Genomic DNA, 23,563 nt, shown 5'->3' with positions numbered 1-23,563 from the left:
CTCCCATGTATCCCTTCGCCTTCACCAAAGCCTCCGACACCGCCGAAGCACTCAACGCCGGGCGCCGCGGCGGTCGTTACATCGCAGGCGGCACCACCCTCGTCGACCTGATGCGCGAGACCGTCGAACGCCCTGAGAGGCTGGTCGACATCAGTGCGCTGCCGCTGCGCGAGGTCACCGTCACCGAGCGCGGAGGCCTGCGCATCGGCGCGTTGGTGCGGATGGCCGAGGCCGCCGCCCACGCCAAGGTGCGCACCCTCTACCCGGTCGTCTCCGAGGCGCTGGAGCTGAGCGCCTCCGCCCAGTTGCGGAACATGGCCACCATCGGCGGCAACATCATGCAGCGCACCCGCTGCACCTACTTCCGCGATGTGACGGCCGCCTGCAACAAGCGCCGACCGGGCTCGGGTTGCGCGGCACGCGAAGGCTTCAACCGCACTCACGCGATCCTCGGCACCTCGGAGTCCTGCGTGGCCACGCACCCCTCCGACGTCGCCGTCGCCTTCGCCGCGCTGGAGGCGACCGTCCGCCTGCTCGGCCCGGACGGCGCACGCAGCATCCCCTTCGCCGACTTCCTGCTGCGGCCCGGCAGCACCCCGAACCGTGAACAGGCGCTTCGCCAGGGTGAGTTGATTACGGCCGTCGAGATTCCGGCCCTTCCGCGTCCACTGAAGTCGGGCTACCTGAAGGTGCGTGACCGGCAGTCGTACGAGTTCGCGCTGACCTCGGCGGCCGTCGCGCTGCACGTACGCGGCGGGGTGATCCGGGAGGCGAAGGTCGCCGCCGGAGGCGTCGGCACCGTGCCGTGGAAGCTGCCCGCCGTCGAGAAGCACCTCATCGGCGAGCGGCCCTCGCAGGCGCTGTGGGCCGAGGCCGCGAAGCACGCGGCGGACGGAGCCCGCCCGCTGGAGCACAACCGCTTCAAGGCCGAACTCCTCAAACGCACCATCGAGCGCCAGCTGCGCATCGTAGGAGGCACCAAGTGAGCCCGCAGCCGCAGGCAGCCGTCGGAGCGCCGCTGTCCCGGGTGGACGGCCGGCTGAAGGTGACGGGGAGGGCGACGTACGCCGCCGAACACGACATCAAGGGCGTAGTCCACGCCGTCATCGTGGACAGCACCATCGGTCGCGGGCGCATCACCGGCATCGACACCCGCGCCGCCCTTGCCCAATCCGGGGTCATCAAGGTCATCAGCCACCTCAACGCGCCCAGGCTGGCCTACCGCGGCAACCCGGAGAACGACTGGCCGAACAGCGAACTGCTGCGGATCTTCCAGGACGACAAGGTTCTCTTCCGCGGCCAGCCGGTCGCCGTCGTGGTGGCCACCACTCTGGAAGCCGCGGAGCACGCCGCGCACCTGGTCAAGGTTCACTACGACGCCGAGAAGACGTCTACCGACATGGCCACCGCACCGGCCGGTGAACCCGTGAAGTACGCGCGGGGCGACGCGGACAAGGCGTACGAATCCGCCGCCGTACAGGTGGACGCGACCTATCAGCAGGCCCGTGCCCATCACAACGCGATGGAACCGCACGCCACCATCGCCCGCTGGGACGGCGACAAGCTCACCCTGTGGGACAAGACCCAGTGGCCGATCGGCACGCAGAAGGACGTCGCCGCCGTGTTCGGCATCCCGAACGACTCGGTGCGTGTCATCTCGCCGTTCGTCGGCGGCGGGTTCGGCAACGCCATTCGCGCCTGGCCCCACATCGCCACCGCGGCGGTCGCCGCCCGTGAGACCGGCCGCCCGGTCAAGCTCGTGCTGTCCCGCAGGCAGCTGTACTTCGGGGTGGGCTACCGGCCCTCGTACGAGTACCGGGTGCGCCTGGGCAGCGACCGGCGCGGCCGGGTGGCCGCCATGGTCCAGCACCTGAAGTCCGAGACCTCGACCTACGAGAACTTCATCGAAGGCGTCCTGCACGTCGGGCAGATGGTCTACAACGCGCCCCACGTCCGCCAGGACCACCGCACGGTGCCGCTGGACGTGAACACCCCGATCTGGATGCGCGGCCCCGGCTACGCCACCGCCGCCTTCGCCATCGAGTCGGCGATGGACGAACTCGCCGACAAGCTGGGCATCGACCCGATCGAGCTGCGCCTGCGCAACGAACCGGAGGAGGACCCGTCCAACGGGCTGCCGTTCTCCACCCGGCGACTGCGCGAGTGCTACACCGTCGGCGCCCGGGAGTTCGGCTGGAACCGGCGCGACCCCAAGCCCCGCTCCACCCGCGACGGCGACTGGCTCATCGGCACCGGCATGGCCGTCGGCACCTACGACGTGGTGCGGAACGGGGCCCAGGCCCGGGTCAGGCTGGACGCCGACGGCACCGCTCTGATCCAGTCCGCGACCAGCGACATGGGCCCGGGCACCTACACCTCCCAGTCCCAGGTCGCCGCGGACGCCCTCGGCCTGACGATGCGCAAGGTGACCTTCCAGCTCGGCGACTCCACCATGCCGACGGCACCGCCCCATGGCGGCTCACAGACCATGATCAATATCGGCTCCGCCGTCCAGGACGGCTGCGACAAGGTACGCAAGCAGGCGATCAAGCTGGCCGTCGAGGACAAGGCCTCGCCGCTGTACGGCGTCGATGCCGACGTCATCGTGGTCCGCGCCGGACGGCTGCACGTGTCGGACAATCCGGCACGCGGGGAGACCTACCGGCAGCTGTTGACCCGCAACAACCGCACCCACCTCGAAGTACTCGGCTCCTGGACCCCCGGCCAAGCACGGCACTCCATGTACACCTACGGTGCGATCTTCGCCGAGGTCGCCGTCGACGCCCGTCTCGGACTGGTTCGGGTGCGGCGGATGCTCGGCGTCTTCGACGCGGGCCGCATCATCAGCCCCAAGCTCGCCGACAGCCAGGCGCTGGGCGGGATGGTCGGCGGCATTGGCGCGGCCCTCCTTGAGCACACGGTCACCGACCACCGCGACGGCCGCATCGTCAACGCCAACCTCGCCGACTACATGGTCCCGGTCAACGCCGACATCCCCGACCTGCGGGGGATCTTCCTCGACGGCGGCGAAGACCTGGAAGCCGACCCCATCGGCGTCAAGGGCCTCGGCGAGATCGTCTACATCGGCGTGGCACCCGCCATCGCCAACGCGGTCTTCCACGCCACCGGCCGCCGCGTCCGCGAACTGCCCATCACCGCGGAAGCCCTGCTCTGAACACCCTGGTGCCCCTCTGACGGTCCGGCGGCAGGTGAGCGGCCCGCCACCGGACACCAGGGCCGTCGCCGTGTCACGTCCTTCCCCCGGACGACACGGCGACGGCCCCCTAACCGCCATGGAGATCAACCGATGCTGAACATCGCGGACACACTCCACGACTGGTGCCGCGAGGCCCGCCCCTTCGCCCTCGCCACCGTCATTCAGGTCAGCGGCAGCGCACCCCTGCCACCCGGCACCGCACTGGCCGTGGACACCGCCGGCAACGTGATCGGCAGCGTCTCCGGCGGCTGCGTCGAGGGAGCCGTCTACGAACTGTGCCGGCAGATCCTGGCGGACCGCGGCACCCCCGCACGGGCCCGCTTCGGCTACTCCGACTCCCACGCCTTCGCCGTCGGCCTGACCTGCGGCGGCGAGATCGAAGTCCTCGTCCAGCACATCGACCCCGCCGACCAGCCCCACCTCACCACGGCCCTCGAAGCCGTCACCCAGGGCCGTCCCATCGCCCTCGCCCAGATCATCGACGGTCCCGAAGAACTCCTCGGCCGTACCCTCGCCCTCCTCGGCGACGGCAGCGCGTACGACGGAACCCTGGGCAGCGTGCGCGAGGACCGGGCCGTGGCCGCCCAGGCCCGTGCGCTGCTACGGGCGGGGCGAACCGCCCGCACCGAGGTCGGCGGGGACGCCGACACCTGCCCCGAGAAACTGGCCGTCCTCGTCCACACCCACGCGCCCCGCCCTCGGATGCTCATCTTCGGCGCCGTCGACTTCGCCGGTGCGCTGAGCGAGGTCGGACGCTTCCTCGGCTACCGCGTCACCATCTGCGACGCCCGTCCGGTCTTCGCGACCGCAGCCCGCTTCCCGCACGCCGACGAGGTCGTCGTCGACTGGCCGCATCGCTATCTGGAGCGCACGGAAGTGGATGCCCGCACCGCGGTCTGCGTCCTCACCCACGACGCCAAGTTCGACATCTCCCTGCTCCGACTCGCCCTCGATCTCCCCGTCGGCTACATCGGCGCCATGGGCTCCCGCCGCACCCACGACCACCGCCTCGACGCACTGCGCGAAGCCGGCGTACCGGACGACCGGCTCGCCCGCCTGAACTCCCCGATCGGTCTCGACCTCGGCGCCCACACCCCCGAGGAAACCGCCATCTCCATCACCGCCGAGATCATCGCCCACACCCACCACGGCACCGGCCTGCCCCTTACCCGCTCCACCGGACCCATCCACCGCCCTGGCGCAGACGCCCTTTCACCAGCCGTACGAGGGGCCGCGTGAGGCCCTGACGGCAGCACTGCGACGGGGATGGCGCCCGTCAGCATGACGTCCGTGAGGATGTGCTCGCGGTCGACTCCTTGAACTTCACAGCGGTCGTGGCCAGTTGCCCGGTCGGAGCGGAACGACTGGCGGCGCGGCTTCCCTCGACGAGCAGCCGCACCGGCCGATGAAGCTACGACGAGCGACGCGCCGTCCCCGTCGGGGAAGCGGGGGACTGGCCTCGCACGCTCCTACCGCTGCGCGCGCCGATCGTGGTGAGGTACAGGAGGGCCATGCCCGCGAGGGAGTCGCCCTTGCGGCGGTGCCAGGCGGTCATCCGGCGCTGCAGGAACCGTATGCCAACGCCGCCTCCGCCGAGGCGTGCCGCAGGCATGTCGCCCTCGCGTCAGTGCTCCTGGGCTGTCGGCTCGAGAACGAGGACCGGGATATCGCGATCCGTGTTCTTCTGGTAGTCGGCGTAGCTCGGGAACGCCTCGACTGCTCGAGCCCACCACGCGGCTTTCTCGTCCCCGGTCACCTCGCGTGCCAGCATGTCCTGGCGCACCGGGCCGTCCTGAAGCTCGACTCGGGGGTCTGCCACCACGTTGTGGTACCAGACCGGGTGCTTTGGGGCTCCTCCCGCGGAGGCGACCACGGCGTAGTAGCCGTCGTGCTCCACCCGAATGAGCGGGGACTTGCGAATCCTGCCGCTCTTCGCGCCGAGCGTGGTCAGGATGACGACGGGCACGTCCCTCAGCTTGTCGTCTTCTTCACGGGTGACCAGGACGCTCAGCGTCGTTCCTTGCGTACCACCGGAGCTTTCGTACAGCTCCACATGGTCACGTACGAACTGCGCCTGGCTCGGCTCGTACTCGCCGTCGAGTGGCATGTTGCGTGTCTCCCTGCTGTCGAGATTGCGCCCGGCGGCGGTCTGGGCCGGGGTTGGGGGGGCCTATTGCTCAGGCGTGGGTGTCGTCGTAGGCCAGATTGCCGCCCAGTTCGCGGGAGGCCTGGGCCTGGGCGAGGAGTTCCTTGGCCTTGGCCTCGGCGGCTTCGATGGCGTCCGCGCCGGCGACGAAGCGCTGCAGCGGCTCGTCCTGCTGGGCGATGGTGAGCAGGGCGCGGGCGAGCTTGGCGGGGTCGCCGGGCTGCTTGCCGTTCATGCTCTTCATGCCCTCGATCCTGGGGGCGGTCCGCGGGGCGTAGTCGGCGATGGACAGCTCGGGCCAGGTGGTGGATCCGTCCACGAGGAGTTCGGTACGGAAGTAGCCGGGCTCTACGACCGTGGTGCGGATGTTGTACGGCTCGACGTCGTAGCGCAGGGACTCCATCCAGCCCTCTTCCGCGAACTTGGAGGCGGCGTAGGCGGAGGTGAACTCCATGCCGACCAGGCCGGCGGTCGAGGTGATGGTGATGACGTGGCCGTCACGCTGCTTGCGCATGATGGGCAGGACGGCGCGGGTGACGTTCATCGGTCCGAACAGGTTGGTCTCGAACTGCCGCCGCATCTGCGCGGGTGAGATCTCCTCGAAGTAGCCGGTGAAGAGGTTCCCGGCGTTGTTGATGAGGACGTCGATGCGGCCGAAGCGGTCGACGGCGGCCTGCGCGGCGGCCTCGGCGTCTTCGAGGCTGGTGACGTCGAGCTGGGTGACCAGCAGGTTGTCCTGCGGTCCGCCCAGCGTCTTCTCGACCTGTTCGGGGCGGCGGCCGGTGGCGACGACCTGGTGGCCGGCGGCGAGGGCCTCGCGGGCGATGTCCGTGCCCAGACCGCGTCCGGCACCGGTGACGAGAATGACCTTGCTCATGGGGGGTTTCCTTTCAGGTGCCGTGATCCGGCACCCGGTGTGTGGGGGATACGTCATGCCCGTCCAGGCGGCCGGCCGGGCGCTGGAGTGGATGGGGGAGGGAGGCGGACGGGGCGTGCCGGGCCGGACGGCGTCAGGCCTGATCGGTGGGCATGATCCACAGCTCCGCGATCGAGGCGTGGCGGGGCCGGGTGACCATGTAGGCGATTCCGTCGGCGATGTCCTCGGGGGCAAGGATCTCGGTCGTGTCGAGGAAGGGCTGGATCATCTCGCTGTGGATCTCGGGCTTGTTGTGCGAGTCCAGTTCGGTGCTCACGCCGCCCGGCTCCAGGACACCGACGCGGACGTGCCGCTGGGTGACCTCCTGGCGCAGGGACTCGGTGAAGCCGTTCACGCCGAACTTGGTGAGGTTGTAGACGCCGTAGCCGTTCCAGGCGACGCGGCCGGCGATGGAGCTGATGTTGACGATGTCGGCGACCTGGCGCGGCCCGTCCTCGGCGGCCTTGAGCAGGTGCGGGAGGGCGGCGCGGGTGGTGTGGAGCAGGCCCCGCACGTTGACGGCGATCATGCGCTCCCACTCATCGGCGTCCGCGCCGACGACGGGGCCCAGCAGCATCAGGCCGGCGTTGTTGACCAGGGTGTCCAGCCGCCCGAAGTGCTCGACGGTCTGCTCGACGGCAGCCTCGGCCCGGGCGCGGTCGGTGATGTCCGCCTCCACCACCAGCGCGGTACCGCCCGCCCTCTCGATCTCGGTTGCCAGGTCCTGCAGCCGGTCCTTGCGGCGGGCCACGAGGGCGACGGCCGCGCCGTCCTCGGCGATCCGACGGGCGGTGGCAGCACCGATGCCGCTGCTCGCGCCGGTGACGAGAGCGACGGTGCCGGTCAGTTTCGTTGCCATGGGGGTGTCCTGTTTCCTTGGTTCGCTTCTTGGGTTCTCTGCATGTGCGGCACAGCGCCGGCGAGGGCGGGCCCGTGCCCGCCGAGGGCGCGGCGAGCGCAGGTCATCGCGTCGGCGTGGGGGAGTGGGTGCGGGTGCCGTTCAGAGCTCCGCCGCTATGCGGCGGGGACGGCGCCCATCTGCTGGAGGATGCCGAGCATGTCGAGCTGGGCGCGTTCCTCGACGATCTTGCCGTGGGACAGACGGTAGAACGCCATGCTCTCCGAGCGGATCGCCCTGCCCGTGGCCTCGACCCCGGCGAAGGGCCCTTCGTGGGTGCCGGTCATGGAGTAGCGGACGGCCACGGTGTCACCCTCGGCCCGCATGTCCTCCACCGTCCACTTGAGGTCGGGGAACGCCTTCAGGTTCGCCGCGACGATGCCGAGATAGGTGTCCCGGCCCTGCCACGTCTGGCCGCCGGAGTGCACGACGATGTCCGGGCTGACGAACTTGCTCGCCAGAGCGGGATCGCGACCGGGCAGGTACTCGCTGGTGTAGCGCTCCATGATGCGCTTGTTCACCTGAGCGGTCCCGTGGTTCCAGGAGTCGGATACCGCTGTGACTCGGGACTCCGACCCGGAGCCGGTACTCCGGTCGGCCGAGCCGGCCGCGTCCGCGGCTCCCGATCCGAAGGCCGCGAGGCTGAGCGCTCCCAGCGCCGTGGCTACGGCGGCCGGCTTGGTGTATCGACGCATGTTCGTCCTTCTGACTCCGGTGATCGCAGCGCCGACGGCGCCGCGAGAGGGCTGGAGACCGGCGGCACAAGCACCGCCGTATCCGGGCCATTCACACCGCCATGGGCGGTGCACCACCAACAGAACCGGTTGTCACGGGAGCGTGGGAGTCCCTGATGAGGGGGTCACTGACAGGGACCCCCAGCCCGGCGGAAGCGCTCGTAGAGTGAAACGCATGGCAGGCAGAAACGACCCTCATGGCACCAACCGCGATATCCGTGGTGATTTCCGCGCGGAGATCCGGGAGTTCCTGGGCACGCGACGGGCCAGGGTCACCCCCGAGCAGGCCGGACTGCCCTCGTACGGCGGAGACCGCCGACGGGTCACCGGGCTGCGCCGCGAGGAGGTCGCCCTGCTCGCGGGCATCTCCAGCGAGTACTACACCCGGCTGGAGCGCGGCAACGCCACCGGCGTCTCCGAGAGCGTCATCGACGGCATCGCGCAAGCGCTGCAGCTCGACGAGGCCGAACGCATCCATCTGCTGGACCTCCTGCGCGGCGCCGGCACCACCCGACCGCCACGCCGCCGACCCGCCCAGCAGCGCGTACGGCCCGCGGTGCAGCGCGTCCTCGACTCGATGACCGGTACACCCGCGTTCGTCCTCAGCGGACGCGGGGACATCCTGGCCGCGAACCCCCTCGGACGCGCCCTGTTCTCCCCGGTCTACGCCGACCCGCTGCGGCCGCCCAACAACGCCCGGTTCGTCTTTCTCGACCCGCACGCGACCGAGTTCTTCCGCGACTGGGACCAGGTCGCAGGCGACGCGGTCGCCATGCTGCGCGCCGAGGCCGGCCGCGACCTCTACGACCGCCGGATGACGGACCTGATCGGGGAGCTGTCCACCCGCAGCGAGGAATTCCGTCGCCGCTGGGCGGCCCACAACGTGCGGATCCACACCACCGGCGTCAAGCGCCTTCACCACCCGGTCGTCGGCGACCTCGACCTTCCGTTCGAGACGTTCCCACTCGGGGCAGACCCCAGCCAGTTCCTCCTCACCTACACCGCCGAGCCCGCGTCAGCCTCGGAGGACGCCCTGAACCTGCTGGCCAGCTGGGCCGCGACCAACGACGACATCGAGCGGTCCGCGCCGTCCGACGACTCCGAATCGGCCGAGACCCCCGACTGATCGACGAGCAACGCATGACGACCCGCAGCACGCTGTCTCGGATACGCAGGTGCGGCTGCACGAGCCGGGGTGCCACGCTGGTGCGATGGACCAGTTACGGAAGATCGTGGACCTGGTCGGCCAGGTGCTCGGGCCCGAGGTCATCGGAACGTATCTTCACGGGTCCTGCGTGCTCGGAGGTCTCAAACCCCGGCCAGCGACCTGGACATCCTTGTCGTCTCACGGCGGCGCATGAACGGTCGGGAACGGCAGGCGCTTCTCGACGGGCTTCTGAAGATCTCCGGTTCCGGTGCACCTGACACAGCCCGCCCGGTCGAGCTCACCGTTGTCGTCCAGTCCGAAGTCCGCCCATGGCGGTTCCCGCCGAACGGTGACTTTCTCTACGGCGAGTGGATGCGCGACGAGTTCGAGGCAGGCGGGCCCCCCTCGGCCGGGGCCGATGCCGGATCTGGCCCTGCTGATTTCGATGGCGCTCTCCGGCGACCACGCCGTCAGCGGCCCGCCGCCGGCGCGGGTCCTGGACGGCGTCCCCCATGCCGAGTGCGGCGAACGCCGCCACTCGGCGAGCCGTGAGGTGGCCGCGTGCCCGCGACGGCGCCGCCTGGGCGATACCGATGGCCCTGGTCATCGACGCCGTCGGCACCGGGCTCCATCTCCCGCTGTCCATGGTCTACTTCCTCGCCGTCACCGACCTGTCGGAGGGCGGCGTCGGCCTGCTGCTGACCGCCGCCACCGCCTGCTCACTCCTGCTGCCGCTGCTCGTCGGACGGATCGTCGACCGCGTCGGCCCGCGGTCGGTGGTGATCGCGGGGTTGTCGTTTCAGGCCGCCGGGTTCTTCTTGTACCTGGGGTGGCCGGTCCGGTGTTGCTGTTCCTCGCGGCGCTGGTCGAGGCGGTGGGGCTGCGGGTGTACTGGTCGTCGGTCTTCGCGCTGATCGCCGAGCAGGCGGACGGGGCGGCCAGGGACCAGTGGTTCGCCCGGGCGGGCATGATCCGGGCGGCCGGCACCGGCGCCGGCACGGTGCTCGCGGGCGTGCTGCTCGCGCTCGCCTCGCAGCACGCGTACCGGGGCATGGTGCTGGCGGATGCGATCTCCTTCGTCGTCGCGGCAGTGACCGTCGGGCTGTTCGTACGCGGTGCACGGCGGCCGGCCGGCGGACCTGACGGTCAACCCTCGGAGGCGGTACGGCACTTGTTGCGCAACCGGCCGTATCTGGGGCTGATCGGCGTGAACGTCCTGTTCAACATCTGCACGGTCTCCCTCGCCGTGGGCGTACCGGTCTACGTGATTCCGCGGGCTGCGCGCGCCGGACTGGGCGGTCGGTGCCTTCCTCACGATCACCACGGTGGTCGTGGCCACCTGTACGGCCGAGGTCACCCGCCGCTCCCGTCGGCGCACTTCCCGCGGCGGCGCGATGGCCTGGGGCGGCCGGCTGTGGGCGGCCTGGTGCGTGGCCACCGCCATGGCGGTGCTGCTGCCGCGGGGGCCGCTGCTGGTCGGCTACTTGGCGCTGGTGATGCTGCTGTGGGCGACGGCGGAGATGTTGCACGGGCCGGCCTCGAACGCGCTCTCCGCGGAGGCGGCGCCTCCGGGGGTGCGAGGGACCTATCTGGCGGCCTTCCAGTACTCGTTCGCGACGGCGGACATGGTGACGCCCGGCCTGTTCGGCGTCCTGTACGGCGTGAACCGGGTGCTGCCCTGGGTGGTCGTCGGCTGCCTGGCACTGACGGCGAGCATGGCGATTCGACCTCTGGAGCGGCGCCTGACGGTCGGCGGTGCGGCGGGAGGCCTAAGAGCCTGACAGGTGACGGGGCGGGAGGCGCCTGATCGGCGTCTGACCGACTGCCGGGCGTGGGAGTAACGCGGCGGATCCCGGCCTTCAGCGGCGGCGGCGAGCGCGGCGTGAGACGAGCCGGCCGCAGCCTCGTCAGCATGGTCATGGCGCATTGCACCAGGGACTGGTGCTCCTCGGGTAACTGCTGTGGACCTGTTCTTCAGGCAAGGGGGGTTGGGGCGAGAACGATGGCTACGGCAGCAGGACGATCTTGCCGCCGACGTGCCCCGTACGGCTCAGGTCGAGTGCGGCGGCTGCCTCCGCGAGGGGGAAGGTGCGCCAGATCGGGACGTGCAGCCGTCCTTCCTCGATGAGGGCGAGGATGTCGTGCAGCGCCCTGATGCCGTTGCCGCTCGGGCCGTCTGTGTGGACCTGGACGCCCAAGTGGCCGGTGTCGAAGGCCAGGAGGGTGAGGACGCGCTCGGGGCCTCCCGCGAGTTCGATCGACAGCGGGATTTCGCCGCGGCCCGAGGCGTCGAGTACGGCGTCGACTCCCTCGGGAGCGATCGCCCGTACCCGGTCGGCTAGACCCTCGCCGTGGGCGACGGGGATCACGCCGAGCGAGCGCAGCCGTTCGTGGTTGCCCTGGCTCGCGGTGCCGATCACGCGCGCGCCACGGGCCACGGCGAGTTGGGCGGCGAACGCGCCCACGCCACCGGAGGCGGCATGGATCAGCAGGGTCTCGCCCTGGGTGACCTTCAGGCGGTCGAGGACCGTCCATGCCGTTCCGCCCGAACCCGCAAGAGTTCCGGCGACGTCCCAGGCAAGGGTGGCCGGCTTGGTGACCAGCGCGGCGGTGTCGGCGACCGCGGTCTGGGCATAGGCCGGGGTGCGCGAAGTCCCGAGGACCTCGGCGCCGACGGCGAAAGCGGTCACTCCCTCCCCGACCTGCTCCACCACACCGGCCACGTCGGAGCCGAGACCCGCCGGGAGATCGAGGGGCAGCATCTCGCTCATGAAGCCGTGCATGACCTTCCAGTCGAACGGATTGACGCCCGCCGCCCGTACCGCGAGCCGCACCTGCCCGGGGCCCGGGGCGGGCGCCGCAACGTCCACGACGCGCAGCACTTCGCTGGTGCCGTACTCGGAGAACTGCGCTGCGAGGGACATCCTGTTCAGCTCCTCGTTCATGCCGGGCAAACGGTTCGGGGATGCGGGTGGGGCGGCGGTCGCCGCCGGTGTCACTGGCCGCAGGGGCCGGAGTGGTCGCAGTACGGCTGCAGCTGACTGGTCCCGCAGCCGCACAGCACGGCCCTGGTCTCGGTGTGCGTCCCCTCCCGCGTGTCCAGCGTGATCTCGCCGCGCACAAGCAGCTGTCCGGCAGGGGTCCGGGTGATGTGGGTGGGCCGGGCCGGAGTCTCCCTCCCGCCGTCCGCCAGTTCGTACTGCAACGCTCCCGAGGGGCAGCGGCGCACCACTGCGGCCAGCTGATCTGCGGAGGCGGCCTCGGGCTGAATCCATGGACGCCTGCTCGCGTCGAAGACCTCGGGCAGGCCGTTGAGGCACTCGGTGGCGTGCAGACAGCGCCTCGCATCGAAGGTCACGGTGATCTCCGGCGCCGTGTAGGCCTTCACCTGGGCTTTGCCGCTCATACCGGTCTTCCTCACTGCGTCTTCGGCCGGTCGGCCGAGTCAGTCGCTGACCTTGCTCCGGGCCTGGTACAGCAGGTCGGCGTACTCGGGGTGGCGGCCGATCCAGGCTGCGTAGAAGGGGCAGGTGGCCAGCACTCTCAGCCCCGCGGCGCGTGCCTCGTCGAGGGACGTCCGAGCCAGGGCGGAACCGACCCCCCTGCCCTCGAACCTCGGATCGACCTCCGTGTGCAGGAACGCGATCAGTTCCGGAGTACGGATGTACTGCGAGAAGCCCGCGACCTCGGACCACCCGTCCACCGTGGCCTCGTAGCGGCGCGCTTCGGGTACGTCGATGACCTTGACCGTCACTTGTCCTCCTTGGGAATCCGGCGCCTGGAGGCAACCGCCGTTTGCGATCACGAGATGGCTGATCGGAGATCGATGATGCATCCACAACATATCCAGCTCATGTTGATGCGTCAACCTTTTCGGGAGTGCCCAGGTCGACGCGGCCAGCTGCTGCACGAACGGAACAACGCCTTCTGCACGCTTCAGGTCGCCGAGCCCGCGTATTCGGCCTCGCGCGCGGCGAGCAGTGCGGCATGGGTGGGGCCGGCGGGCACGTTCGCGGGGCGGTTCTCGGCGAACTCCTTGCGCAGGACGGGGACCACCTCTTCGCCGAGCAGGTCGAGCTGTTCCAGCACGCTCTTGAGCGGGACTCCGGCGCCGTCGATGTTGAACAGCTGGCGCTGGTAGTCGCCGAAGTGCTCGCGGAAGGTCGGCGTCTTCTCGACGACCTGCTCCGGGGTGCCGACGGTCAACGGGCTCTGCTCCATGTACTGCTCGAGCGAGGGGCCGCCGCCCATCTGCGGGGAGTGGTCGAAGAACGGGCGGAACTCTCGCACCGCGTCCTGGGAGTTCTTCCGCATGAAGACGTGGCCGCCGAGGCCGACGATGGCCTGTTCGGCGGTGCCGTGGCCGTAGTGCTCGTAGGACTCGCGGTAGATCCTGATCAGCCGCTGGAAGTGCTGCTTGGGCCAGAAGATGTTGCTGGCGAAGAAGTCGTCGCCGTAGTGCGCGGCCTGTTCGGCGATCTCGGGGGACCGGATCGAGCCGTGCCAGACGAACGGTGGCACGCCGTCCAGTGGGCGGGGCGTGGAGGTGAAGCCCTGGAGAGGCATGCGGAGCTTCCCCTCCTAGTTCACGATGTCCTCGCGCCACAGGCGGTGCAGGAGTGCGTAGTTCTCGATGGCCAGCGGGATGCCCTGGCGGATGTCCTTGCCGAACCAGGGATACCCCGGTCCGGTGTTGATGAATCAACTGTATGGTAGACCGAGAACTGAGGCTGCTCCGGCGGACCGTGATGGCCGAGTGCCGCGCCACTTGCTCACGGGCAGCCCCTCAGGAGCCTTTCGATGATGCGGTCGTAGGTCTGGGCGGGCATGGTGAGTTCTGCCGGGGTGAGCGGGTCGATGAACAGGCGGCGGACTGCTTCGGCATGGCGGGGCGCCGCCATTGCGAGGGCCTCACGGCCGGCGGTTGTGACGGCGACGAACGCGACGCGTGCGTCGGTGGGGCAGTCCTCCCGGACGACCAGGCCGCGTTTGGCCATCCGGTTGATGTGGTGGGACATCCGGCCCTTCTCCCACGCCACCGCCTTGGCCAACTCCAGGACGCGCAGCCGGCCCTCGAGGACTTCGGTGAGGTGGACGAGTACTCCGCAGTCGGCGGTGGACAGGCCGGACTCGGCCTGCACCTCGCGGCCCAGCCGGCCGACGAGCTTGTCCTGCATCCGCACGAAGCTGCGCCAAGCGTGCTGCTCCTGCTCCGAGAGCCGGCGAGTTGTCCCAGTCATACGTGTCAGCGTAAACTGTTGACGCGTCACCTGGCCGCCGGTCCTCCATGTCAAGAGCACGTCCGGGACCAGGGAGGTCGGCGCCGACCTCGCCTCCGACGGCCCAGGACGGTGGTGTCGGCGGCCGACTCGGGGAAACCCGGACACCGGTCCGCGAGGCGGTCGACGCCGGGGGCGTCGGCGGCGCAAGGTGTCTTGGTGAACCCGTACGTGAAGCCCCCCACTACGGCAAACCTCGCCCCGCTTCCGGCACCCGATGGGGCACCAGAACTGTCGACAAACCCGTTCAAGGAGGTCCCTGGTGCGTGCACCGACCGTGGCACAGCAGTTGATCGATGTTCTCCGACAAGCAGGGGTGGAACGGATCTACGGCGTCGTCGGCGACAGCCTCAATCCCGTCGTGGATGCGATCCGGCGTACCGACGGCATCGAGTGGATCCATGTGCGTAACGAGGAGGCGGCGGCATTGGCCGCCGCGGCCGAGGCGCAGCTGACCGGGCGGCTCGCCGTGTGCGCGGGCAGTTGCGGCCCGGGCAACACCCACCTGATCCAGGGACTGTACGACGCGAACCGCTCCGGGGCCCCGGTGCTCGCGATCGCCTCCCACATTCCGTCGAAGCAGATCGGCACCGGGTTCTTCCAGGAGACGCACCCGGAACGGCTGTTCACCGAGTGCAGCCAGTACTGCGAAATGGTGAGCCAGCCGTCGCAGATGCCCCGCATGGTGCGGATCGCCGTACAGCGTGCGCTGGCCGACAACGGGGTGTCGGTGCTCGTCATGCCCGGGGACCTGTCCCACGCGCCCGCCACCAACCCCACCGGCTCGAGCAACTTCGTCACCGCCCGCGGCCGGGTCGTACCGCCGGCCGAGCAGGTGCGGGAACTCGCGGCGAAGCTCAACGCGGCCGAGAAGGTGATGTTCTTCTGCGGTGCCGGCGTACGGGACGCGCACGCCGAGGTGATGGAGCTCGCGGGCCGGGTGCACGCGCCCCTCGGGCACACGCTGCGCGGCAAGGAGTGGATCCAGTACGACAACCCGTACGACGTCGGCATGAGCGGACTGCTCGGCTACGGCGCCTGCTACGACGCCATGCACGAGGCCGACCTGGTGGTACTGCTCGGCACCGACTTCCCCTACGACGACTTCCTGCCGCAGGCCCGCACCGTACAGATCGATCACGACGCGGGGCGGATCGGGCGGCGGACCGCGCTGGAGCTGGGCGTGCACGGCGACGTGGGCGAGACGCTGCGCGCGCTGCTGCCGCTGGTCGAGGCGAAGCGCGACCGCTCGTACCTGGACCGGACGCTGCGCCACCACGCCAAGTCCCTGGAGAACGTGGTCTCCGCCTACACCCGAAACGTCGAGCACCACGTGCCGATCCATCCCGAATACCCGGCGTCGATCCTCGACGAACTCGCCGCCGACGACGCGGTGTTCACCGTCGACACCGGCATGTGCAACGTGTGGGCGGCCCGCTACATCACGCCCAACGGCCGCCGCCGGGTGATCGGTTCATTCCTGCACGGCACCATGGCCAACGCACTCCCGCACGCCATCGGTGCGCAGTTCGCCCATCCCGGCCGTCAGGTGATCTCGATGTCGGGGGACGGCGGGCTCGGCATGCTCATGGGCGAGCTGCTCACGGTCAAGCTGCACAAGCTGCCGGTCAAGACGATCGTCTTCAACAACTCCTCCCTCGGCATGGTCAAGCTGGAGATGATGGTCGACGGCCTGCCCGACTACCAGACCGACCACGAGCCGGTGGACTACGCTGCCATTGCCGCGGGGGTCGGAATCCACTCGATCCGCATCGAGAAACCCGGCCTGATCCGCGAAGGCCTGCGGGAGGCGCTGGCGTACGACGGCCCCTGTCTGGTGGATCTGGTCACCGATCCCAACGCACTGTCGATCCCGCCGCACATCTCCGGCGAACAGGTGAAGGGATTCGCCTTCTCGGCGGGGAGGACGGTACTCAACGGAGGCGTGGGCAAGATGCTCGACCTGGCCAGGACCAACCTGCGCAACATTCCGCGGCCCTGAACCCGGCCGCCGCATCTCTGTGCGGGTCTGACCCGCACGCCTGGTGGCGAGAGAACGCCTTCGAGACCCGCTCAGCTCACGTGGAACTTGGAGGCGTTCTCGGCCGGCCAGTGGTCGAAGTTCTTGACACCCGGTACTACGCCGAGATCCTGCAACGCACCCTCACCGCCGCCACCGGCTGGCCTGCGCACGCTGCCCGTTCTACGTCCCCAAACAGTCCGCCCGCGGCCAGCTTCTGGCCGTGAAGGACGGCATCTGCCGAACGCCTCGCCGACACCCCCACACCCGCCGGCCCAGCCCTCCGAGAGCTCGGAACGACCAGCGGCTTCATCTCTCTGACCCAGCTCACGAACACCCTCTCCGCGAAGACGCCGGGTCAGCGCGACATGCAAGGTACCGACCGAAAATCTCGTGACTATCAGGAGTGAAGGTCCACTGCTGCAGAGTCCGCCGCAGCTCGGACTCGGTCAGCCACCCGTGCCAGGCCACTTCTCCCGGGTCGGGGGCGCCGATCTCCGGAAGTACGGCATCGCACACCCCGAGCCAGTGAGGGCTGAGCCCACCCCGGTTGAGGAACTTGAACCGAAGGCACACCGTCGCCCGCGCCCCCAGCTCCTCACCGAGCTCGCGGGCAGCCGCCTGCTCGTAGGACTCGCCGATTCCCGCAGCGCCCCCGACACCGAGTTCGTAGTGCCCTGGGAAACGGGACAGCTGCTCGGCACGCCGATGGACGAGAAAGCGACCTTGCCTATCGCGGCACACCACCACGCCAACCCGGTGCAGCCAGCCCTCCCGGACGGCCTCCCTCCGGCTGACCACTCCCAGCACTCGGTCCTGAGCATCGACACGTTCCACGAGTTCATCCACGACGCACACGGTCCCAGACACCACTGACACCCGACCGAAATGCCCAGAGGAGCAGGCCGTTGGTCCCGTCGAACGAACTCCACTACACCGAACGAAAGGTGGCCGCCGCCCAGAGCGTCCCCGGGCCTGCTTTCCGCAGGAAGTCGGTGAAGTGAGGGGGCCTAATCGATGGGCTGTCGGACCGGCAGGATCATCGCGGACGGGTGCTCGGGATCGTGGAACACCTCCTGATCGGCTGCACGGAGCGTTGTGGCGGTTGCTCTGGGCTCGCCGGTACCGGGGTTGCGGTTGTAGCGGGGGAAGGCGCCGCTGGACACCTGGACGCGGATGCGGTGGCCGCGCCGGAAGCGGTACGCAGTCGGCCACAGGCGCACCGTCGCGCACGCGGTCCGGTCGGCTTCGGTGAGGCTGATCAGGCCGTCGCACACGTTGGTCGAGCGATCTTTCTCGTCCACGTCGCACAGCCGGACGAACACGTCCGCGCAGGGCAGGCTGGAGCGGAACCAGATCTCGGCGCTGACCTCGCCGATCACCTCGACGTCCGTGTCGAGCGTGGCAGTGGTGTAGGTCAGCACGTCCGGCCGGGCTTCGAGTCCGGTGTTGTCGACGCGGCCCGCCTTGATGCCGGTGGCCAGGCGCACCCCGCCGACGGCCGGGGTCGGATCGGCCGGGTCGTAGCGGTAGCCGTCCGGCGCGGACTCACCCGCCGCGTCGGCGGCCAGGGCGCCGGCCGGGTGGAGATGGAGACGTTGCGGGGCGTAGCCGGGCGGCGGCCAGGAGGGGAAGTCGCGCCAGGTCTCCTCGCCCATGACGAACAGGCGCACGGGGGCACGCTCGGGCGGCTGCTCGCTGCGGGCGTGGGCCAGACCGAAGTCGAGTGCCTCGGCGGTTGCCGTGACTCCCACGCCGCGGGAGACGTGCGCCCACGGGCCGACGGTGAGCCGGGACTCACGCCCGGCCGCCCGCAGGGCCTGATGGTCGCGGAGTTGGCCGGGCAGGAAGATGTCGTACCAGCCGCCCACCGAGCTCACCGGTACGGTGACGTCGGCCACCCGGTGGCGGTGGTCGAGCAGCTCCCAGTGCGGTGCGTCGGCGTCGTGGGCGAGGACGTCCTGGATGTAGTCGGACCGGCACCCCATGGCGGCGACGTCGGCCTGGCTGAGCGGCAGCGTGTACAGGGCGCGCTGCACCCGTTTCGCCCCCAGCAGCTGGCGCGGTATCGCCCACCGGCGTTCCTGGCCGGCGACCATGACGCCCCAGTCGAACGGTACTTCGAGGGAGAAGCCGTCCTTACGGAGGAACTCCAGGGACAGGGCCGACTCCGACACGGACACGATCATCGCCTTGACCTGGGGTGGCAGTCGGTCGGCCACCGCCCACTGGACGAAGCCGAGATAGCTCATGCCGAACAGCACCATCGACTCGCCGAACCAGGGCTGCTTGGTCACCCACTCCAGGGTGTCGAGACCGTCCTCGCGCTCGTGGCGGAACGGGTCGAAGGTGCCACCGGAGCCGAACGTTCCGCGCGTGCTCTGGATCAGCACCTGGAATCCGCGCTCGGCCAGCGGCCTGACCATCGGCCCGGCCGCCATGCCCGCCCTGCCGTAGGGAATGCGCAGGAGCGCGGTCGGCAGGCCGTCACCGCCGGACTTCGGCGCCCAGCGGTCGGCCAGCAGGACGGCCCCGTCGCGCATCGGCACGTCCAGATCACGTTCGACGACCAGGTCCCTGGTGATCGGCGGAGGAAGCCTCAGCAGGCGCTGGATGAGGTGACTGCCCAGGTTCATCGGCGACGTCCTCCGTCTGTTCGTACGCGGTGACTGGCGGCGAACCACGACCCGCGACGGAGCATACGGCGTGCCAACTCCCTCTGGCTGCAAGGGATCCGCGCGGTCGATCCCCTGCCGGAGCAGGGCTGCGTCGTCAGCTGCCTCGTGCACCACACGCGGGAGACGCCGTGCGGCAGGGGGCGCTCCGCCTGGTCGGGAATGAGGCGGCGGGAGTCGTTGTTACATGACTCGAAGCTGACATGCACCGATCAATATCGGTGGTGTGGGCGAAAGGAGGACCTCATGGCACGCAACACCGCGCGTCCCGTCGTCACGCTGAGGTCGACGGCCGGGACCGGCGTCACCTACGTGACGCGCAAGAACCGCGGCAACGACCCCGACCGGCTCGTGCTGCGCAAATACGACCCGGTAGCCGGGCAGCACGTCCCCTTCCGGGAGCAACGCTGAACCCCACCTCTGCCAGCAGGTGACCACAAGGAAGGAAACCCCATGAGGCCTGGTATCCATCCCGACTCCCGGCCGGTCGTCTTCCGCGACCGTGCCGCGGACGCCACATTCCTGACCCGCTCCACGGCGAGCTCGGCTCGGACGATCGAGTGGGAGGACGGCAACAGCTACCCGCTCATCGACGTCGAGATCTCTTCGGCGAGCCATCCGTTCTACACCGGTGCCTCGCGGGTCGTGGACACCGCCGGCCGGGTGGAGCGCTTCGAGCGCCGCTACGGCCGCCCGGCCGCGGCCCAGCACTGACCACGGGCTGTCGCGAGAGTAAGAGGAGAGCAGACCCATGAAGGTGCGCAAGTCCCTGCGCTCACTGAAGTCCAAACCGGGGGCCCAGGTGGTCCGCCGCCGGGGCGTGGTCTTCGTCATCAACAAGAAGGACCCGCGCTTCAAGGCCCGCCAGGGCTGACGGCGCCCCGTTGAGCCGTCCGGCTGGCCCTGCGCGCAGGGCCAGCCGGACGCGCAGTTGCCCGGCTTCGCCGGTCACCTGAGCGGCGCTTCACACTCGGCGTCGAAGGAAAGCTGATCGCTGCCCAACAGCCGCCAGTGCTCGACCGAGTGCGCTGGTGCGCGGCCGGTGCCGCGGTGGTCGTATCGGATCACGCTGCCTGCGTCGACGTCACGCGCATGACACGCCACCGGATGGACTATCCGACCTGTTTACGAACCTTCAGGTCATACCGTGCGGAATATGACGAAATGCCATATCGCCTTCCTGGCGTGTACCGCAGCGCTGATCGGGACGGGGCTTGGGGCCGCCCCGCCGGTTGTTGCCGACCATAGGACCCACGTGGTCTTTCCGGGGGAGTCGATCCAGAAAGTGGTGGACGCCGCCGAATCGGGAGACACCGTTCTCCTGACCCCCGGCACGTACCGCGAGAGCGTCCGGGTGAGTACGTCCGGTCTCACCCTGCGCGGCATGGGCCGCAGCACTGTCATCGCACCGGGCACGAAGAAGGCCACCAACCGCTGTGCCGAGGACGGCAACGGCATCTGCGTGGTCGGGACGAAGGACCGCACCGTCGAGGGCGTCACCGTCGCTTCCCTGACCGTGACCGGCTTCGCCAAGTCCGGAGTGTTCGCCCTGGCGACCGACGGGCTGACCGTGCGGAACGTGACCGCGGTGAAGAACGGCGTCTGGGGCATCGCCCAGGAGCGTTCGGTCCGCGGTGTGTTCCGGAAGAACATCGCCCGGGACAACGGCGACGCCGGCCTGTTCCTCGCCAACGCCATCAAGGCCGAGGAAGGCGCCGCGGACACCGAAGGAACGGTGGTCGCACGCAACCGCCTGGAGGGCAACCGGATCGGCATCACCGTCCGGCGCCTGCGGAACCTCACCGTCGCGGACAACCTCATGACCGGAAACTGCGCGGGTGTCTTCGTCGTGGGCGACGAGAACAAGCCGAGGGCCGGCGCCCTGACCGTGCGCGACAACCTCGTCGAGCGGAACAACAAGTCCTGCCCGAAGACCGATCGGCTGGAGGCCCTGCAGGGCTCCGGCATCGTCCTGACCGGCACCGAGGACACCCTGGTGACGGGGAACCGGGTCACGGACAACGCCGGTAAGTCCTCGATGTCGGGCGGCATCGTCCTGGTCAAGAGCTTCGTGGGGACCCCCGGCGAGCGGAACCGGATCACCGGCAACCAGCTGAGCGGCAACGCCCCGGCGGACCTCGTCAACGCGGACACCAGCAAGAGCAACACCTTCGAAGGCAACTCCTGCGGGGCGTCCAAGCCCGCCGGACTGTGCTGACCGGCCGTGGTCGCTCATGAACTCGAAGAAGGAAGGCGGCACATGACGACCGCAGAGACCACACAGGCCATGCAAACTGCGCAGGCCGCCCCACCGCCGTCCATGCGGCTCAGGGAGCTCGTGTTCGGGGCGGCATGTGCCGCCGCCCTGCGCGCGGCCGCCCGGCTGGGGGTCGCCGATGCCCTCGGTGACAGCCCGCTGGCCGCGGAGGACCTCGCGGCGGTGGTGAAGACCGAACCCAAGCCGCTGCGACGGCTGTTGCGGGCCCTGTCCTGCTACGGCATCTTCGCCGAGCAGCAGGACGGGACGTTCACGCACACCGACATGTCCCGGCTGCTGCGCGAGGACGACCCGAACAGCCTGCGCGACATCACGCTGTGGTGCACAGAGCCGTGGACCTGGGACGCGTGGCCGATGCTGGACGAGGCGGTGCGCACCGGCCGCAACGTCGTGGAGGACCTGTACGGCAAGGAGTTCTTCCAGTACCTCAACGAGGACGCCCCGGAATCGGCCGACGTCTTCAACCGCGCCATGACGACGTCCAGCGTGCAGTCGGCGCGGGATGTCGCACAGTTCCTCGATCTGTCGGGGAGCAAGTCCGTCGCGGACATCGGGGGCGGTCAGGGGCATGTGGTGGCGAGCCTGTTGGAGAAGTACCCGTCGCTCCACGGCACCCTGCTCGACCTGCCGCGCGTGGTGGACAAGGCCGATCCACGGCTGCGCGCGGGAGGCGCTCTCGCGGACCGGATGCGCATCGTGCCCGGTGACTGCCGCGCGGCCATCCCGGTCCAGGCTGATGTGTACATCATCAAGAACATCCTGGAGTGGGACGACGACAGCACCACCCGCACCTTGCGCAACGTCATCGAGGCGGGTGGACCCGGAGCACGGGTGGTGGTCATCGAGAACCTCGTCGACGACACGCCCTCGATGCGGTTCAGCACCGCCATGGACCTGCTGCTGCTCCTCAATGTCGGAGGGGCCAAGCACACCACCGAGAGCATGGTCGGCAGGCTGACGGACGCGGGCCTGGTCATCGACGACGTCCGCCCGGTCAACCCCTACCTGCACGCGTTCGACTGCACCGTCCCCGGGTGACCACGTCCCCCGGAAAGATCCCGTAGACCGCCGGTCGCCGGGCACGAGATCCTCGTGTGCCCGGCGACCGGCGATTCCATGGGTGGTTCAGGAGGTGGCGTCCCGCTCCCAGCGGTAGAAGCAGTGCGCCATCGCGTCCTTCGGCGAACGCCAGGTCGCCGGGTCGTACGCGGTGACGTACGCCGACAGCCGCTCACTGACGTCCCGGAACTCGGGGTGCCCGGCCGCCTTCGCGATGGCGGGTCCGGGGTCCCGCTCGGACTCGATGAGGTGCAGGTACACGTCGTCGAACTGGAAGAGGCTGCGCCGGGCGACTCCCACCAGGTGCGGCAGTTCTCCCCGGTCGGACTCCTCGAACACCTTGGCGATGTCCAGGGCCGACCCCGGGGCCATACGGGCGACGATCAGGGTTTGGTGCATCGTCTGTTCTCCGTCCGGCTCAGTCGGACAGCGTCGGCACGGCCCGACGCTCCATGGCGGCCTGCTCGATACGGTCCCGGATCAGGGCCATCTGGGTCTTGGAGTTCCGGTTGATGTTGTCCGTCATCCAGGCGTCGTCGACCGGTGCGTCCGGCTTCATCGCAAAGTCCTGGGTCCAGACCATCCGGGTGCCCTCGGGCACCTTCTCGTACTGCCACACGATGTTCATGTAGGCGAAGGGCCCGGTCTCGATGCGGCGAGCCCGCACGCTGAGCGCGTCGCGGTCCGTCTCCCGCTCCGAGACCCAGCTCCACACCTTGCCGTTCTCGTCGGGGTGCATGGTCAGCCGGAAGGTGACCCTGTTCCCCTCCCGGGACATGATCTCGACGGAGGCGTACTCGCTGAACAGCTGCGGCCAGCTCTCGACGTCGTTGGTCATGTCCCAGACCAGGTCGACCGGTGCGGCGATGGTGATCTCGTTCTGCGTGTGTCCGGTCATGTCACGCTCCTGCCAGAAGTGCGCCGTTGACGAGTTCGAGGAACTGCCGGGGACTCTTGCTCTTCTCCGCGTCGGGAGGCATCGGCGTGCCGTACCGGTTCTCCAGCTCGCCCACGATGCCCAGCAGACCGAGCGAGTCGATGCCGAGGGCGTCGAAGCCGGAGTCGGACCGCTGCTCGAGTTCCTGCGGGGCGACGGTGACTCCGGCGGCCTTCTTCATGAGCTCGGACAGCTCTTCCACGGTGATTCGGTCACTCATGCGGTTTCTCCTTGCTTCGTGATGGGTGCTGGGGATG

Annotated in this window: 25 protein-coding genes and 2 pseudogenes; 13 read left to right on the top strand and 14 right to left on the bottom strand. The window is 69.5% G+C overall.

Annotated elements, in window-relative coordinates; translation table 11 throughout:
- Nucleotides 1–5: 5 nt before the first annotated feature.
- The 3 genes from OG252_RS03720 (at nt 6) to OG252_RS03710 (ending at nt 4,456) form a co-directional block, all read left to right on the top strand.
- Nucleotides 6–986: an FAD binding domain-containing protein gene (locus OG252_RS03720; RefSeq protein WP_329333657.1), complete on the top strand. Its 981-nt coding sequence runs from the start codon at nt 6–8 to the stop codon at nt 984–986.
- Nucleotides 983–3,175 carry a xanthine dehydrogenase family protein molybdopterin-binding subunit gene (locus OG252_RS03715; protein WP_329333655.1) on the top strand — a complete coding sequence of 731 codons (2,193 nt, stop codon included), beginning with the start codon at nt 983–985 and terminating at the stop codon, nt 3,173–3,175. The genes OG252_RS03720 and OG252_RS03715 overlap by 4 nt, the downstream gene beginning before the upstream one ends.
- Nucleotides 3,176–3,307: 132 nt before the next feature.
- Nucleotides 3,308–4,456, top strand: a complete 1,149-nt coding sequence (locus OG252_RS03710) for an XdhC family protein (protein WP_329333654.1) — start codon at nt 3,308–3,310, stop codon at nt 4,454–4,456.
- A 385-nt stretch (nt 4,457–4,841) separates the two neighbouring features.
- On the opposite strand, the gene OG252_RS03705 is transcribed toward OG252_RS03710, so the two are convergent.
- The 4 genes from OG252_RS03705 to OG252_RS03690 form a co-directional block, all read right to left on the bottom strand.
- Nucleotides 4,842–5,324, bottom strand: a complete 483-nt coding sequence (locus OG252_RS03705; protein WP_329333651.1) for a nitroreductase family deazaflavin-dependent oxidoreductase — start codon at nt 5,322–5,324, stop codon at nt 4,842–4,844.
- Nucleotides 5,325–5,394: 70 nt separating this feature from the next.
- Entirely contained in the window at nt 5,395–6,240 is an 846-nt protein-coding gene (locus OG252_RS03700; RefSeq protein ID WP_266451919.1) for an SDR family oxidoreductase, read from the bottom strand.
- A gap of 133 nt (nt 6,241–6,373) precedes the next feature.
- Nucleotides 6,374–7,138 (bottom strand): SDR family NAD(P)-dependent oxidoreductase, encoded by a 765-nt coding sequence (locus OG252_RS03695; RefSeq protein ID WP_329333649.1) that lies wholly within the window; start codon nt 7,136–7,138, stop codon nt 6,374–6,376.
- Nucleotides 7,139–7,293: 155 nt separating this feature from the next.
- On the bottom strand, nt 7,294–7,872 hold the full coding sequence (locus OG252_RS03690) for an ester cyclase (RefSeq protein ID WP_329333647.1): 579 nt from the start codon (nt 7,870–7,872) through the stop codon (nt 7,294–7,296).
- A gap of 214 nt (nt 7,873–8,086) precedes the next feature.
- Here OG252_RS03690 and OG252_RS03685 point away from each other — a divergent pair, with 214 nt between their 5' ends.
- The 4 genes and pseudogenes from OG252_RS03685 to OG252_RS03665 all read left to right on the top strand — a co-directional run bounded on the left by OG252_RS03685 (nt 8,087) and on the right by OG252_RS03665 (nt 10,839).
- Entirely contained in the window at nt 8,087–9,037 is a 951-nt protein-coding gene (locus OG252_RS03685) for a helix-turn-helix domain-containing protein (protein WP_329333645.1), read from the top strand.
- A gap of 569 nt (nt 9,038–9,606) precedes the next feature.
- Complete coding sequence (locus OG252_RS03675) at nt 9,607–9,972, top strand: hypothetical protein (RefSeq protein ID WP_329345439.1); 366 nt, start codon at nt 9,607–9,609, stop codon at nt 9,970–9,972.
- Nucleotides 9,888–10,265: pseudogene (locus OG252_RS03670) on the top strand (MFS transporter); the annotation flags it as partial. The gene OG252_RS03675 and the pseudogene OG252_RS03670, both read left to right, overlap by 85 nt.
- Before the next feature lie 118 nt (nt 10,266–10,383).
- Nucleotides 10,384–10,839, top strand: coding sequence for a hypothetical protein (locus tag OG252_RS03665; protein WP_329345438.1), 456 nt, complete (start codon nt 10,384–10,386; stop codon nt 10,837–10,839).
- Between the two features lie 225 nt (nt 10,840–11,064).
- On the opposite strand, the gene OG252_RS03660 is transcribed toward OG252_RS03665, so the two are convergent.
- The 5 genes and pseudogenes from OG252_RS03660 to OG252_RS03640 all read right to left on the bottom strand — a co-directional run bounded on the left by OG252_RS03660 (nt 11,065) and on the right by OG252_RS03640 (nt 14,298).
- The gene (locus OG252_RS03660) at nt 11,065–11,982 is read right to left on the bottom strand and encodes an NADP-dependent oxidoreductase (protein ID WP_329333643.1); all 918 of its coding nucleotides are present in this window, start codon (nt 11,980–11,982) and stop codon (nt 11,065–11,067) included.
- Between the two features lie 71 nt (nt 11,983–12,053).
- Complete coding sequence (locus OG252_RS03655) at nt 12,054–12,464, bottom strand: (4Fe-4S)-binding protein (protein WP_266451925.1); 411 nt, start codon at nt 12,462–12,464, stop codon at nt 12,054–12,056.
- Nucleotides 12,465–12,503: 39 nt separating this feature from the next.
- Entirely contained in the window at nt 12,504–12,812 is a 309-nt protein-coding gene (locus OG252_RS03650; protein ID WP_266451926.1) for a GNAT family N-acetyltransferase, read from the bottom strand.
- A 182-nt stretch (nt 12,813–12,994) separates the two neighbouring features.
- Nucleotides 12,995–13,753: pseudogene (locus OG252_RS03645) on the bottom strand (LLM class flavin-dependent oxidoreductase); the annotation flags it as partial.
- Nucleotides 13,754–13,830: 77 nt separating this feature from the next.
- Nucleotides 13,831–14,298, bottom strand: a complete 468-nt coding sequence (locus tag OG252_RS03640) for a MarR family winged helix-turn-helix transcriptional regulator (RefSeq protein ID WP_329333640.1) — start codon at nt 14,296–14,298, stop codon at nt 13,831–13,833.
- A 301-nt stretch (nt 14,299–14,599) separates the two neighbouring features.
- On the opposite strand from OG252_RS03640, the gene OG252_RS03635 reads away from it, so the two are divergent.
- On the top strand, nt 14,600–16,339 hold the full coding sequence (locus OG252_RS03635) for a pyruvate dehydrogenase (protein WP_329333638.1): 1,740 nt from the start codon (nt 14,600–14,602) through the stop codon (nt 16,337–16,339).
- 345 nt (nt 16,340–16,684) lie between these two features.
- On the opposite strand, the gene OG252_RS03630 is transcribed toward OG252_RS03635, so the two are convergent.
- Nucleotides 16,685–17,194 (bottom strand): NUDIX domain-containing protein, encoded by a 510-nt coding sequence (locus OG252_RS03630; RefSeq protein ID WP_266453180.1) that lies wholly within the window; start codon nt 17,192–17,194, stop codon nt 16,685–16,687.
- 173 nt (nt 17,195–17,367) lie between these two features.
- Nucleotides 17,368–18,993: a CocE/NonD family hydrolase gene (locus tag OG252_RS03625; RefSeq protein ID WP_329333636.1), complete on the bottom strand. Its 1,626-nt coding sequence runs from the start codon at nt 18,991–18,993 to the stop codon at nt 17,368–17,370.
- Nucleotides 18,994–19,278: 285 nt separating this feature from the next.
- On the opposite strand from OG252_RS03625, the gene rpmG reads away from it, so the two are divergent.
- The 5 genes from rpmG to OG252_RS03600 all read left to right on the top strand — a co-directional run bounded on the left by rpmG (nt 19,279) and on the right by OG252_RS03600 (nt 22,348).
- Nucleotides 19,279–19,443, top strand: coding sequence for a 50S ribosomal protein L33 (gene rpmG, locus OG252_RS03620; RefSeq protein WP_266451929.1), 165 nt, complete (start codon nt 19,279–19,281; stop codon nt 19,441–19,443).
- A 42-nt stretch (nt 19,444–19,485) separates the two neighbouring features.
- Complete coding sequence (locus tag OG252_RS03615; RefSeq protein ID WP_266451930.1) at nt 19,486–19,746, top strand: type B 50S ribosomal protein L31; 261 nt, start codon at nt 19,486–19,488, stop codon at nt 19,744–19,746.
- Nucleotides 19,747–19,783: 37 nt separating this feature from the next.
- Nucleotides 19,784–19,906 (top strand): type B 50S ribosomal protein L36, encoded by a 123-nt coding sequence (gene ykgO / locus OG252_RS03610; RefSeq protein ID WP_266451931.1) that lies wholly within the window; start codon nt 19,784–19,786, stop codon nt 19,904–19,906.
- A 282-nt stretch (nt 19,907–20,188) separates the two neighbouring features.
- Nucleotides 20,189–21,250, top strand: coding sequence for a right-handed parallel beta-helix repeat-containing protein (locus OG252_RS03605; protein WP_266451932.1), 1,062 nt, complete (start codon nt 20,189–20,191; stop codon nt 21,248–21,250).
- A 69-nt stretch (nt 21,251–21,319) separates the two neighbouring features.
- Nucleotides 21,320–22,348 carry a methyltransferase gene (locus OG252_RS03600; protein WP_329345070.1) on the top strand — a complete coding sequence of 343 codons (1,029 nt, stop codon included), beginning with the start codon at nt 21,320–21,322 and terminating at the stop codon, nt 22,346–22,348.
- A gap of 87 nt (nt 22,349–22,435) precedes the next feature.
- Here the strand turns inward: OG252_RS03600 and OG252_RS03595 are convergent, their stop codons facing one another.
- The 3 genes from OG252_RS03595 to OG252_RS03585 are packed head-to-tail and all read right to left on the bottom strand — an operon-like array spanning nt 22,436 to nt 23,526.
- Nucleotides 22,436–22,768, bottom strand: a complete 333-nt coding sequence (locus OG252_RS03595; RefSeq protein WP_266451933.1) for a TcmI family type II polyketide cyclase — start codon at nt 22,766–22,768, stop codon at nt 22,436–22,438.
- A 19-nt stretch (nt 22,769–22,787) separates the two neighbouring features.
- Entirely contained in the window at nt 22,788–23,267 is a 480-nt protein-coding gene (locus tag OG252_RS03590; protein WP_329333627.1) for an SRPBCC family protein, read from the bottom strand.
- 1 nt (nt 23,268) lies between these two features.
- Nucleotides 23,269–23,526, bottom strand: a complete 258-nt coding sequence (locus tag OG252_RS03585; protein ID WP_266451935.1) for an acyl carrier protein — start codon at nt 23,524–23,526, stop codon at nt 23,269–23,271.
- Nucleotides 23,527–23,563: the final 37 nt, after the last annotated feature.

Source organism: Streptomyces sp. NBC_01352 (assembly GCF_036237295.1).
Classification (GTDB): domain Bacteria; phylum Actinomycetota; class Actinomycetes; order Streptomycetales; family Streptomycetaceae; genus Streptomyces; species Streptomyces plumbiresistens.
The sequence above is the reverse complement of the archived record's forward strand: the minus strand, read 5'-3'. Positions and strand labels throughout refer to the sequence as shown.

Excerpts from the sequence above, each read along its gene's own strand:
- OG252_RS03720 (WP_329333657.1), top strand. The coding sequence starts at position 6 with ATGTATCCCTTCGCCTTCACCAAAGCCTCCGACACCGCCGAAGCACTC.
- OG252_RS03710 (WP_329333654.1), top strand. The coding sequence starts at position 3,308 with ATGCTGAACATCGCGGACACACTCCACGACTGGTGCCGCGAGGCCCGC.
- OG252_RS03705 (WP_329333651.1), bottom strand. The coding sequence starts at position 5,324 with ATGCCACTCGACGGCGAGTACGAGCCGAGCCAGGCGCAGTTCGTACGT.
- OG252_RS03700 (WP_266451919.1), bottom strand. The coding sequence starts at position 6,240 with ATGAGCAAGGTCATTCTCGTCACCGGTGCCGGACGCGGTCTGGGCACG.
- OG252_RS03695 (WP_329333649.1), bottom strand. The coding sequence starts at position 7,138 with ATGGCAACGAAACTGACCGGCACCGTCGCTCTCGTCACCGGCGCGAGC.
- OG252_RS03690 (WP_329333647.1), bottom strand. The coding sequence starts at position 7,872 with ATGCGTCGATACACCAAGCCGGCCGCCGTAGCCACGGCGCTGGGAGCG.
- OG252_RS03685 (WP_329333645.1), top strand. The coding sequence starts at position 8,087 with ATGGCAGGCAGAAACGACCCTCATGGCACCAACCGCGATATCCGTGGT.
- OG252_RS03660 (WP_329333643.1), bottom strand. The coding sequence starts at position 11,982 with ATGTCCCTCGCAGCGCAGTTCTCCGAGTACGGCACCAGCGAAGTGCTG.
- OG252_RS03655 (WP_266451925.1), bottom strand. The coding sequence starts at position 12,464 with ATGAGCGGCAAAGCCCAGGTGAAGGCCTACACGGCGCCGGAGATCACC.
- OG252_RS03640 (WP_329333640.1), bottom strand. The coding sequence starts at position 14,298 with ATGACTGGGACAACTCGCCGGCTCTCGGAGCAGGAGCAGCACGCTTGG.
- OG252_RS03625 (WP_329333636.1), bottom strand. The coding sequence starts at position 18,993 with ATGAACCTGGGCAGTCACCTCATCCAGCGCCTGCTGAGGCTTCCTCCG.
- rpmG (WP_266451929.1), top strand. The coding sequence starts at position 19,279 with ATGGCACGCAACACCGCGCGTCCCGTCGTCACGCTGAGGTCGACGGCC.
- OG252_RS03615 (WP_266451930.1), top strand. The coding sequence starts at position 19,486 with ATGAGGCCTGGTATCCATCCCGACTCCCGGCCGGTCGTCTTCCGCGAC.
- ykgO (WP_266451931.1), top strand. The coding sequence starts at position 19,784 with ATGAAGGTGCGCAAGTCCCTGCGCTCACTGAAGTCCAAACCGGGGGCC.
- OG252_RS03605 (WP_266451932.1), top strand. The coding sequence starts at position 20,189 with ATGACGAAATGCCATATCGCCTTCCTGGCGTGTACCGCAGCGCTGATC.
- OG252_RS03600 (WP_329345070.1), top strand. The coding sequence starts at position 21,320 with ATGCAAACTGCGCAGGCCGCCCCACCGCCGTCCATGCGGCTCAGGGAG.
- OG252_RS03595 (WP_266451933.1), bottom strand. The coding sequence starts at position 22,768 with ATGCACCAAACCCTGATCGTCGCCCGTATGGCCCCGGGGTCGGCCCTG.
- OG252_RS03590 (WP_329333627.1), bottom strand. The coding sequence starts at position 23,267 with ATGACCGGACACACGCAGAACGAGATCACCATCGCCGCACCGGTCGAC.
- OG252_RS03585 (WP_266451935.1), bottom strand. The coding sequence starts at position 23,526 with ATGAGTGACCGAATCACCGTGGAAGAGCTGTCCGAGCTCATGAAGAAG.